Source organism: Erysipelatoclostridium sp. MSK.23.31 (assembly GCF_019125875.1).
In the GTDB taxonomy this organism is placed as follows: Bacteria; Bacillota_I; Bacilli_A; order Erysipelotrichales; family Coprobacillaceae; genus Thomasclavelia; species Thomasclavelia ramosa.
Genome location: NZ_JAHOCB010000016.1, coordinates 1 through 11,782, shown reverse-complemented (window position 1 = coordinate 11,782; position 11,782 = coordinate 1). Strand labels below are relative to the sequence as shown.

Sequence of the window (11,782 nt, the reverse complement as noted above, 5' to 3'; positions counted from 1 at the left end):
ATGAATAAAGGTGGTACCGCGAGATTTCGTCCTTTTAGGAAGAAATCTCTTTTTATTTTATAAATGGAGGATAACGGATGAAGATTTATGATGAATTAGTATGGCGTGGATTAATCAAAGATGTTAGTTCACCAGATTTAGAAGAAAAATTAAATAATGGTGGGATGACTTTTTATATTGGGACTGATCCTACTGGTGATAGTCTCCATATTGGACATTTTTCATCATTTTTAATTTCAAAGCGATTAAAAGAAGCGGGACATAATCCAATTTTATTAGTTGGTGGAGCAACCGGATTGATTGGTGATCCTAAACCAGATACTGAAAGACCAATGATTACCAAAGAGACAGTTGAACATAATTTTGCTTGCTTAAAGAAACAAGCACAAGATTTGTTTGGTTTTGAAGTTGTTAATAATTATGATTGGTCAAAGGATCTTAATTTCATTGATTTTTTAAGAGATTATGGAAAATATTTTAATATTAACTATATGTTAAACAAAGATATTGTAAAACGTCGTTTAGATGCAGGGATTACATATACTGAATTTTCATATATGATCATGCAAGCAATGGACTTTGAATGGTTATACAATAACAAAAATTGTGTTATGCAAGTAGCTGGTCAAGATCAATGGGGGAATATTACTGCTGGAATTGAATTGATTCGCAAAAAAGATGGTAAAGAGGCATATGGTTTTACAATGCCATTATTGACTAAAAGTGATGGAACAAAATTTGGAAAAACTAATGGTAAGGCTATTTGGCTAGATAGAGAGAAAACATCACCATATGAAATGTATCAATTTTTTATTAACTCAGAAGATGATAAAGTAATTGATTATTTAAAATTTTTAACTTTCTTAACACCTGAAGAAATTATGGAATTAGAAGAAAAGAATAAAACGCAACCACATTTAAGAGAAGCTCATCAAGCATTAGCGCGTGAAGTAATCACATTCTTGCATGGTGCTGAAGCTTATGAGGAAGCTGTAAATATTTCAAAAATGTTATTTTCGGGACAAATTCAATCACTAACATTAGCACAGGTCAAGGTTTGCTTTGAAGGTGTACCAAGTATTGAAGTTAATGAAGACTTGAATATTTTAGACGCACTAACTACTTGTGGGGCAGCAAAGAGTAAACGAGAAGCTCGCGAATTTGTTAATGGCGGATCCATTTTAATAAATGGTGAACGAATTAAAGATGTTGAGTTCATAGTTACAAAAGCTAATGCATTTGGAAATGAGGCGACTGTAGTTCGTCGCGGCAAGAAAAATTATTTTGTAATTAAGCATATTTAAAAAAAAGTAAGTTTTATAACTTACTTTTTTCTTGGCGTTTTTTTCCATAACATTGTATTTTCTTCGTTTGTTAAACTGGTAAGGAGATTGCTTTTAGCTTGCGGATATTTTAAATATAGATCATTTAGTAAATGTTTAAATTCTTCTCGTTTAGTATGCTTATCAGCTGGACATGTTGAAGGGACAATAGGAACATGTGCTTCTTCAACAGCACTAACTATATCTGATTCGTAAGCATAAACTAATGGACGAATAAAGTTCATTTCAGTTCTTGTTAAATACATTTTGGGGGTAAAGGTTGCAATCTTACCACCGTAGATCATATTCATAAATAGTGTCTCAACAGCATCATCACCATGATGCGCAAAGGCAACTTTGTTGCATCTGTATTTCTTTGCACCATCGATTACAAGTGCTTTTTTAAATTTAGAACATAATGAACATTGTAGACGACCATCATCGGTCTTATTTAACTTTAAGATTTCATATACATCACTAGGTTCATGATAAAGTTCAATACCATTTTTTTTACAAAAAGCATCAGCTTCACTGAAATCCATATTTGGGAAGCCCATTTCAATATGTACTCCAATAACATCAAATTTTACAGTTGCGAATTTTTTATATAATGATAAGCAGTATAAAAGGAGCATAGAGTCTTTACCACCAGAAACGCCCACACATACTTTATCACCATCTTGAATTAAATTAAATTCTTCATCGGCTTTACGAATACAGCCAAGTACTTTTTTCATTGTCATTTTTATCACCTTGCTATATTCTAACAAAAATATCATTACTAAGCAAAGTTATTTGCAATTTAATGTAAAGATAGGTACAATGTAAAGCGGTGATGAAAATGGATGGAATTATTTTAGTAAACAAACCTAGTGGTATGACAAGCCATGACGTGGTTAATAAATTAAGACGAATATTAAAAACAAAAAAAGTGGGGCATTGCGGAACTTTAGATCCTGATGCAACTGGTGTTTTAGTTGTGTGTGTAAATAAGGCTACAAAAGTTTTGCAGTTTTTAACAAGCGAAAGCAAAGAATATGTTGCAACACTTAGTCTAGGAACAAGTACTGATACATATGATGCTAGTGGTAAAATTATTGAAACAAAAGAGTTCCATGCTCTTGATAATAATGAAATAGTTGCTTGTTTCAATAATTTTATTGGTTCTCAAGAACAAAAGCCCCCAATCTATTCAGCAATTAAAGTAAATGGTAAAAAATTATATGAGTATGCTCGTGCAGGAGAGCAGGTAGAAGTGCCAACACGATCAGTTACAGTTAATCATTTAGAAATATTACAAATCGAAAATAATTTAATTAAATTTAAAGTGGGATGTTCGAAAGGAACATATATTCGTTCTCTATGCTATGATCTTGCGAAGGCTTTAGGTTATCCGGGACATATGAAAGATTTAATTAGAACTAAATCAGGAAATTTTTCGTTAGAAAATTGTTTTACACTTGAACAGATTGAAAATGGTGAATACACAACAGTAAGTTTAGAAGAAGCTTTAAATTCATATCAACAATTAGTTGTAGATGATGAAAAAATAATTTTTCATGGAAAAAAAATCAAATCAGATTTAAATGAACAGGTTGTTATCTTAAATCGGCAGGGGAAAGTTCTTGCAATGTATGGCCCTGATGGAAATGGTTATTTAAAAAGTATTAGAGGTTTATGGTGATGAAAGTAATATATTTGAATGAAGAAAATATGATTGCTTTGGAACCAAGTTGTGTTGCTTTGGGTTTTTTTGATGGCATGCATCTAGGTCATCAAAAATTGATTGATGAAGTATTAAAAGTGTCAAAAATAAAGAATCTAAAAAAAGGGCTATTAACATTTGACGTTCATCCTAAATCATATCTTTTAGATAGTTCTTTTAAATATTTGATGAGTCTCGAAGATAAAATAGAATTTCTAGAAAAATTAAATTTTGACTATTTATTTGTATTACGTTTCAATCATCAATTAGCTAGTAAGGAACCACGACAGTTTATTGACGAATTTATTATTAAACCAAAAATCAAGCATGTTGTTTGTGGTTTTGATTTTCATTTTGGAAATCATGGTAGTGGCGATAGTGTTTATCTAAAAAATAATAGAAATAATGATTATGAAATTTCAATTATTGATAAATTAGAATATGAACAGCATAAAATCTCATCTTCATATTTACGACAAGTTTTAAGTAATGGTCAAGTTGAATTGGCTAGTCAATTGTTAGGTCGGCAATATCAAGTGACTGGAAAAGTTGTTCATGGACGTGAAAACGGTCGTAAAATTGGTTTTCCGACAATTAATGTGGCAGCAATAGATTATGTACTTCCTAAAAATGGAGTGTATGGTGCTAAAGTAATCATCGATGGTAAAGAATATATAGGAATGGCAAATTTAGGCTATAATCCAACCTTTACTGCTTTGAAGCAAGCTTCATTAGAAGTTAATATTTTCGATTTTGATCAGAATGTATATGGAAAACAAGTAAATGTTATGTTTATTAAACATATTCGCAGTGAGAAAAAGTTTCCTTCAATAAACGATTTAATTGAACAGTTAAATAAGGATAAACAGCAGATAATTAATGAAATGATATGATTAGTACATATCATTTTTTTATGTTGCTTTCCTATATTTATTAGTTTTATTTATGAATATCTGGGGAATAATAAATTTGGTGATATGATGTTATATGGATGGTTAATCTTTTCTAGTTTTTTATGGGGTACCAACGTTCTTGTAATGAAATATATGTTAGAAAACACTACAACATATTTTTTAGCTGCTCTAAAAGTACTGTTGTCGGTTATTGCAATTTTTGTAATCATGAAATATAAAAAAATACCTTTTAAATGGTATAAAGGCAGTCTAGGAATAAAGGTATCATTACTTTCGATTACAATTAATTTTATACTTACCTTTGAGGGATTGAATTTAATTACCGGAAGTTCAAATGCAATTGTTAATTCCTTAGCACCGCTAGTGACAATCCTATTGACATGGCTTTTTTATCATACTAAGGTCAATCGTTACCAGTTGATTGCTATGATAATCGCATGCATTGGATTTCTTATTTCTCTAGATTTTAATATTAGTCAGATTTCTCTTGGTCATTTAATGATGATTGGTGGAATTGTGTTATATAGTTATGGTAATTTATTAATGCAGCACCAATGTAAAAAAGAAGACAGTTTGCCTTTTACATTTCAATATTTATGTTTGAGCTTCTTTCAATTAGCGTTAATTACTTTATTTATTCCTAGCAGCAATCATCTTGAAAATATTTCAATAACTTTATGGGTACTTTTCATAATTTTTTCTGGAATTGGATTTGCTATAATTCAATTAACGTATTTTCGAGCTGTTCACGAAATTGGAAGTGTTAAAACAAGTTTTTTATTAGGACTAAATCCAGTGTTTACATATATTGGTTCATTGTTACTACAAGAAAATTTTAATTTTAATAAATTTATGGCGATGATTTTAATGGTTGTAGCCATGGTTATTGCAAACAAAAAAAGATAGTTAGTTCATAACTATCTTTGATAATATTTAATAAGAGCTTGAGTGCCTAAGTTCTCAAATCCGTCGGTTTGTAATTGTTCAAACTGTTGTAAAACAGTATTTAAAACTTCTAAGTCAAGGTTGTTTGTATCATTAACAGCTTTGGCTATTTTCATATCTTTGATATAATGTTTTATGTAAAACCCCGGTGCAAAATCATCAGCAAGAATTCGTGGGGCATTATTAGTCATTTGCCATGAACCAGCAGCTCCACTTGAAATACAGTCAAGCATTATTTGAGGGTCCAAATTGACTGCTTTAGCATATGTAAGAGCTTCACAAACTCCAGCTAAAGCTCCGGCTAAAGCAATTTGATTGGCCATTTTTGTATGTTGACCGTTTCCGGCTGAACCAACATAATTAATGTTGCTTCCTAAGACTTCTAACACTGGTTCAATTTGTTTAAAGACATTTTCATCACCGCCAACCATAATTGACAATGTCCCTTTTTTGGCACCAATATCACCGCCTGATACCGGAGCATCAAGACTGGCTAAACTATGTTTTGAAGATTCTTCAAAAATTTTTTTTGCTAACAATGGACTAGACGTAGTGAAATCAATGAGAATACAATCTTTTTTAGCATTAGCAATTATCCCTTTGGAACTAAAGTAGATTTCCTCAACATCTTGAGGAAATCCTACCATAGTCATGACAATGTCTTGATCTTTGACACACTCAGCAACTGAATCGTGCCATATAATTTTATCACTAATAAGATCTTCAACTTTATTTTTTGTTCGCGTATAAATAGATACAGGATATCCTGCTTGACTCAAATTTTGAACCATTGCTTTACCCATTACTCCGACCCCAATAAATGCAATTTTTTTCATTTTTCTTCCTCCAGTAACTCTTTATATAATTTAATTAAACCTGCTTGAATTTTATCATGATTTTTTTCCGGATGCCATTGTACAGCAATAATATTATCTTTTTCAATGCCTTCAATAATTCCATCAGCAGTAATTGCACTGACAACAAAGCCAGGGGCAATATCATCAATTGCCTGGTGATGAAATGAATTGGTCATAAACTCATTTCCTAAATATTTATTTAGTTTTGTATGAGGAATAGTTTTCACGAGATGATGATATCCTTCTAAATTTTCCTGGAGATGATTATCATATTTTTTTGTCTCAGGAATATCCTGAATCAAAGTACCGTTAAATGCAACATTGATAGTTTGAATTCCACGGCAAATCCCTAATATAGGTTTATGAGCTTTTGAAAACTTATGAATCAACTTAATTTCTAATTCTTCCAATTCTGCTTCCTCTTTATTGGTTAGAGGATTTAATACTTGATGGTATAAAACGGGATCAATGTCAAATCCGCCGCTTAATAATAGACCATCACAGTGAGTGACTAAAAAATCTAGTGTATCATCACTGCTTGGTCCAATAATAATAGGATCTAGATTTGCAGTTTGAAGCATTCTAAAATATTCACGGTAAATATAATAAACTCTGCGTTGAGAATAGCTTCGCATTGGCGTTAAGATTTTTTTATTCATAAACTACCTCCTGTATTTATATATTACGCGAAACAAAAATAATGTAAAGAATTATAAAAATAATTTAAAACTGCACAGATATTACTTAGACATCATATGACACTTATGGTATACTTTATTAGTAAGATTTATAAAAAAGAGGGATGTAATATAATGGACTTTTTAGATAATATATTAAAAAAATTTGGAACAAAAAATGTAATCATAGTAGGGGTAGTATTAATTGTAACTATTGTGATCTTAATAACATACTGGATGATTAAATTAAGAATATATCGTAAAGAAATTGTAGTTTTAGAAAATGATATGAATGCAATTAAAACTTTGCCAATTCAATACCGCTTAGGGCGGATTAAAGCAATTGGAAAAAACATGCCAGATGTTTTAGAAAAATATGATGATTTTGAACTAGAATTTAATGATTTAGTAAATCTACAAAGTAATGAAATTGCGCCATTGATCAATGATATTGATGAGCGATTGTTTTATCGAAAATTAAAAGGGGTTCGCAGAGATCTAAATAAATTAAGACAAGATATTGATAATTATGAGAAACGTTCTAAGGCGTTGCTTAAAGAAATTGAGGTGATCACTGAAATAGAAAATGTGCAACGTGTAGAAATTATTAAAATTAAAGAGAAGTTCCGTTTAACAAATGATGAATTTGCTGCTGTACGTTTTAAAATAGAAGATTTTGTACCTGCTATTCCTCAAAAATTTGCAGATATTGAAGAACGCTTTGTTCAATTAGAAGCATTGATGAATAGTCAGCGTTTTGATGAAGCTAAAGTATCAGCAGATAAAATTGATAAAGACATTGATCTATTAAGTGCTTATCTTCGTGATTTACCAACTTATATTTCAATTGTTCGAAAATATATTCCTAAGCGATTAGATGAATTATACCGTGTTATTACTGAAATGAAAGAACGCGATTTTTCAATTGAACGTCTTAATACAACAGTTCGCTATAATAAGATTAATGCTGATCTAGAAAATACGATCCAAGCTATTAAAGAGTTAAATCTAGAAAATGTTGGTGCTTCCATTGAAGTAATGACAGAAGATCTAAATTCTTTAGCGGCAGACTTTGAAAAAGAGGAAGCTGCATATAGTCGCTATGAGGAATCACGTAATGCTTGTTACAAACATATTGGGCATTTAGATGAAGGCCTTCGAAATACTATTAATTCTTTAGGTGAACTTCAAAGGAATTATTTATTATCTGATTATGAAATTACTGTTAAAGAAGATTATGAGGCTTTTAAAGGGATTTTAGATGAATTAGATCAATTAACAGTAATAATTGAAAGCAATGATTTTTCATATAGTGTCTTGATTGAGCGTTTTGAAGAATTGATTGATCGTTGTAAACCTTTTGATGAATCTTTGAATAAGTATATTGAATTAGAAAATTCTTTGAGATTACAAGAAAAACGTGCTTTAGATGAGTTAGATAATATTAATATTGTCTTACTAGAAATAAAATCGGAGATTAAAAATAAACATTTACCAATGATTAATGAATCTTATAAAGATTATATTGATGATTCTTATCAAAAAGCGGATGAAATTTTGAAATTTATCAGACGTCGACCAATTGATTTAGAGCGTCTCTCAGTTCAAGTTGATGCTGCACGAGATGTAATCTATAAATTATATGATAATGTTCATAATTTGATTGTTACTGCAGAAATGGTTGAAGATGCAATTATTTATGGTAATCGTTATCGTAGTTCTTTTTTAGAAGTTAACACAGAATTAACTAAAGCAGAGCTGTTATTTAGAAATGGTGAATATACTAAAGCTTTGACTACTGCAGTAGATATTATTGAAAAAATCAATCCTGGATCATATGAGATGTTGATTAATAAAAATAGTGCAAAATCATAAGATTTTGCCTTTTTTTATGGGTGAGAGTATAATTATGAAGAATGTACAAGGTATTATAGTTTAAAAGTAATATAATGGGGATATTAAAGCTTATTAATAAAAATAGGAGATAAAAATGAAAAAATTATTAATTTGGGGTGCAGGAGATCAAGGACTTGTGACTCTTGAGTGTGCTTTAGCCATGAATGCATATGAACAAATTGATTTTTTAGAAATCAAAGAAAAAGGAAGTAGAAAAATAATTAATCATACTGTATTTAAAGAAAGTGAATTCGATAAAGTAGTAAAATTATATGATGAGGTTATTGTTGCAACTGGTAGCAATGATTTACGAGAAGAAAAAATAAAAATGTTACTTGCTTTTGGTATTCCTTTAGCAACGATAGTCCATCCAACAGCTTTAATTAGTTCATCTGCAAAAATTGGTAGTGGTACAACGATATTGGCTAATGTAATAATTAATATTAATACAAAGGTCGGGATTGGCTGTATAGTCAATAATGGAGCAATTATTGAACACGATTGTATGGTAGGAAATTATGTTAATATTTGTCCTAAGTTTGCGATGGCAGGTCACAGTTCGATTGGATATAAATCTTATCTGGGAATAGGTAGTACTGTCATTGATGATATTAGAATTGGTAATCGGGTAACAGTTGGTGCTGGAGCGGTAGTTGTTTCAAACATTTCTGATAATATCGTTGCGATTGGTGTTCCAGCTAAGAAAATGCTGGTGGATAAGTAAAAAGTGTTGTGTTAAAATATTTAAGATAATTACAATTTGATGGTTTACGTTGGTTTTATAAAAGTAATTATATAGGAAAATTAAAGTACTTTGGAATTGCAAGTAAGAAAATGATTTTATTTCTTTACTTTCGTAGTAAATATTGTAGAATTATTTAATGTTGTTTGAAAGATATTTTGGTGGAGTCATAAGACTTTGGATTTTTATTGCATATAATAATGTAGGGGGTTACGATGATATATTTAGATTATGTGGCAACAACGCCATTAAATTCAGAAGTGTTAAATACTTATCATAATTTATTATCCAATTATTTTTATAATGCTGATTCAATGTATGATAAAGGTATTGAGGTAAATCGTTTGATGGAACATTCACGTAAATTAATTAGTGAGTCCTTCAAAGTTAAAGAAGATGAAATTATTTTTACTAGCTGTGGTAGTGAAGCTAATAATATGGCAATTAAAGGTACAGCCTTTCAATATCAAAATCGTGGTAAACATATTATTACTACAGCTATTGAACATTCATCTGTTTATGAAACTTGTAAAGAGTTAGAAAAGTTTTTTGGATTTGAGGTAACTTATTTAGGGGTTGATCATAAAGGGCGGATTTCTTTAGAAGAATTAGAAAAAAGTATTCGTGATGATACGATTTTAGTATCAATTATGTATGTAAATAATGAAATTGGGGTCATTAATCCTATTGATGAAATTAAAAAAATTGTTAAAAAATACGATAAGGTAAAACTGCATTTTGATATGGTACAGGCTTTAGGAAAATTACCAATCGATTTAAATGATGTGGATTTAGCTTCTTTTTCGGCACATAAAATTTATGGTTTAAAAGGTAGTGGCTTATTATTCAAACGACGTTCAACGACAATTGTTCCTTTAATTAGTGGCGGACAACAAGAATTTAGTTTACGAGGTGGAACTTCTAATGCCTGTACTAATATTGTTTTTGCGAAAACTTTAAGATTAGCATTAGATAATTTTGAACAAAAAAATCAACATATTAAAGATATAAATGATTATTGTCGAAAATGTTTACAGGAGATAGAAGGAATTGTTATTAATAGTGATGAAAATTGCTGTTTACCATCAATTTTGAATTTCTCATGCTTAGGTTATAAACCAGAAGTTATTTTACATGATTTGGAAACAAAAGAAATATATTTATCAACGCGTAGTGCTTGTTCATCAAAAACGAGCAATGTTTCACGAGTCATGGCGCAATTACATTTAGATGAAGCAATTAGTTCTAGTGCGCTTAGAATTAGTTTTGGAGAGCATACTACAAGAGAAGAAATCGATCGGTTTTGTTATTATTTACAAGAAAGTATGCGTAAATTAAAGAAGCAGAGGTAGAATATGGAAGCAAATTATATTTTAGTACGTTTTGGTGAATTAACAACAAAAGGTAAAAACCGTAAATTATTTACGAATCGTCTTTTAAAAAATACTAAGGAGATATTAGCAGAATTTAATCATTTAACATATGATTTACAACATGATCGTATGTATGTAGTTCTAAATGGTACTGATCATGAAGCTGTATGTACGAAATTGAAAACAGTATTTGGAATCTATTCTTTTTCAGTAGCATATAAAATGGAAAAAAATCTCGAATTAGCTAAACAAGCGGTTTTACAAATAATTGAAAACAATGATGGGAATACGTTTAAGATTAATACTAAACGTTCAGATAAGAATTTCCCTGGAAGTTCTCAAGAAATTAATCGTGAAATTGCAGGATATGTATTTCATCACACTACAAAAGAAATAAAAGTTGATGTCCATGCTCCAGCAATTTTAGTAACAGTTGAAATTCGTTATGACGCGATATATGTAATGGATAATATTATTAAAGGAGCAGGTGGGTATCCAGTTGGAGTTGGTGGAAAAGCATTATTGATGATGTCAGGAGGAATTGATTCACCAGTAGCTGGATATTTAACATTAAAACGTGGTGTAGATATTGAGTGCATCCATTTTGCTGCACCACCTTATACTAATGAATTGGCACGAGAAAAAGTTTTTGATTTAGTTGATAAATTACGTCATTATACTCACGGTTCAATTAGAGTTCATGTAATTAATTTTACAAAATTGCAATTAGCTGTTTATGATAATTGTGACGAAAGTTATGCAATGACAGTCATGAGAAGGATGATGTATCGTATTAGTGAAAAAATTGCTAATAAAAATAATTGTCTTGCATTAGTCAATGGTGAAAGCATTGGACAGGTTGCTTCACAAACTTTAAATAGTATGCAGGTAATCAATGAAGTTGTTAAGATTCCAGTACTAAGACCAGTATTATGTCTTGATAAATTAGAAATTATTGATATTGCTGATAGGATCGATACTTATGAAATTTCGATTCGCCCTCATGAAGATTGCTGTACTATTTTTACACCTAAAGCTCCGGCAACTAAGCCTAAGTTATATAAAGCGGAAATATTTGAGTCTGGGTTTGATTTTGAAACTTTGATTGATGAATGTGTAGAAACTGCTGAAATTATTACAGTCGATCACAATTATAAGAAAAACGACGATATTTTTTAAAAATAATTAAAAAAGCGTATATCTTTTTTTGTTTGACACAAGATATTAGTGTCAGGAGGTGAAGATATATGTCACAAAGTAACTCTAGTAGAAACAAATTAGTTGTTCCTGGAGCTAAAAATGCAATCGATCAAATGAAGTATGAGATTGCTAACGAATTTGGCGTTAATTT

General features: G+C 30.3%; 12 protein-coding genes and 1 other annotated feature (1 of these 13 cut by a window edge). Of the genes, 9 read left to right on the top strand and 3 right to left on the bottom strand.

Features of this window, described 5'->3' with window-relative positions; genetic code table 11:
- Positions 1-37 (top strand) — a binding site (T-box leader) (it extends 161 nt beyond the left edge of the window).
- 40 nt (positions 38-77) lie between these two features.
- Entirely contained in the window at positions 78-1,304 is a 1,227-nt protein-coding gene (tyrS, locus tag KSU54_RS08635) for a tyrosine--tRNA ligase (RefSeq protein WP_008791772.1), read from the top strand.
- Between the two features lie 20 nt (positions 1,305-1,324).
- Here tyrS and KSU54_RS08630 read toward each other — a convergent pair whose 3' ends face one another.
- Positions 1,325-2,101 (bottom strand): tRNA 2-thiocytidine biosynthesis TtcA family protein, encoded by a 777-nt coding sequence (locus KSU54_RS08630; RefSeq protein ID WP_003538193.1) that lies wholly within the window; start codon positions 2,099-2,101, stop codon positions 1,325-1,327.
- A gap of 62 nt (positions 2,102-2,163) precedes the next feature.
- On the opposite strand from KSU54_RS08630, the gene truB reads away from it, so the two are divergent.
- From truB to KSU54_RS08615, 3 genes are all read left to right on the top strand, one after another.
- Complete coding sequence (gene truB, locus KSU54_RS08625; RefSeq protein WP_009300648.1) at positions 2,164-3,006, top strand: tRNA pseudouridine(55) synthase TruB; 843 nt, start codon at positions 2,164-2,166, stop codon at positions 3,004-3,006.
- Positions 3,006-3,920 (top strand): bifunctional riboflavin kinase/FAD synthetase, encoded by a 915-nt coding sequence (locus tag KSU54_RS08620; RefSeq protein ID WP_003538195.1) that lies wholly within the window; start codon positions 3,006-3,008, stop codon positions 3,918-3,920. Before truB ends, KSU54_RS08620 begins: the two co-directional genes overlap by 1 nt.
- Before the next feature lie 87 nt (positions 3,921-4,007).
- Positions 4,008-4,847, top strand: a complete 840-nt coding sequence (locus tag KSU54_RS08615) for a DMT family transporter (RefSeq protein WP_009009100.1) — start codon at positions 4,008-4,010, stop codon at positions 4,845-4,847.
- Between the two features lie 11 nt (positions 4,848-4,858).
- Here KSU54_RS08615 and KSU54_RS08610 read toward each other — a convergent pair whose 3' ends face one another.
- Both KSU54_RS08610 and KSU54_RS08605 read right to left on the bottom strand, forming a co-directional pair.
- Positions 4,859-5,722 (bottom strand): NAD(P)-dependent oxidoreductase, encoded by an 864-nt coding sequence (locus KSU54_RS08610; protein ID WP_008791767.1) that lies wholly within the window; start codon positions 5,720-5,722, stop codon positions 4,859-4,861.
- On the bottom strand, positions 5,719-6,402 hold the full coding sequence (locus KSU54_RS08605) for a gamma-glutamyl-gamma-aminobutyrate hydrolase family protein (RefSeq protein WP_008791766.1): 684 nt from the start codon (positions 6,400-6,402) through the stop codon (positions 5,719-5,721). Before KSU54_RS08605 ends, KSU54_RS08610 begins: the two co-directional genes overlap by 4 nt.
- A 153-nt stretch (positions 6,403-6,555) precedes the next feature.
- On the opposite strand from KSU54_RS08605, the gene KSU54_RS08600 reads away from it, so the two are divergent.
- The 5 genes from KSU54_RS08600 to KSU54_RS08580 all read left to right on the top strand — a co-directional run.
- Positions 6,556-8,295, top strand: a complete 1,740-nt coding sequence (locus KSU54_RS08600; RefSeq protein WP_008791765.1) for a septation ring formation regulator EzrA — start codon at positions 6,556-6,558, stop codon at positions 8,293-8,295.
- Between the two features lie 115 nt (positions 8,296-8,410).
- Positions 8,411-9,040 carry an acetyltransferase gene (locus KSU54_RS08595; RefSeq protein ID WP_003538201.1) on the top strand — a complete coding sequence of 210 codons (630 nt, stop codon included), beginning with the start codon at positions 8,411-8,413 and terminating at the stop codon, positions 9,038-9,040.
- 233 nt (positions 9,041-9,273) lie between these two features.
- Positions 9,274-10,410: a cysteine desulfurase family protein gene (locus KSU54_RS08590; RefSeq protein ID WP_003538202.1), complete on the top strand. Its 1,137-nt coding sequence runs from the start codon at positions 9,274-9,276 to the stop codon at positions 10,408-10,410.
- Positions 10,411-10,413: 3 nt separating this feature from the next.
- The gene (gene thiI / locus KSU54_RS08585; RefSeq protein ID WP_003538203.1) at positions 10,414-11,610 is read left to right on the top strand and encodes a tRNA uracil 4-sulfurtransferase ThiI; all 1,197 of its coding nucleotides are present in this window, start codon (positions 10,414-10,416) and stop codon (positions 11,608-11,610) included.
- Between the two features lie 68 nt (positions 11,611-11,678).
- Positions 11,679-11,782: small, acid-soluble spore protein, alpha/beta type (locus KSU54_RS08580; RefSeq protein WP_217746609.1), on the top strand; the 104-nt coding region annotated here is incomplete at its 3' end.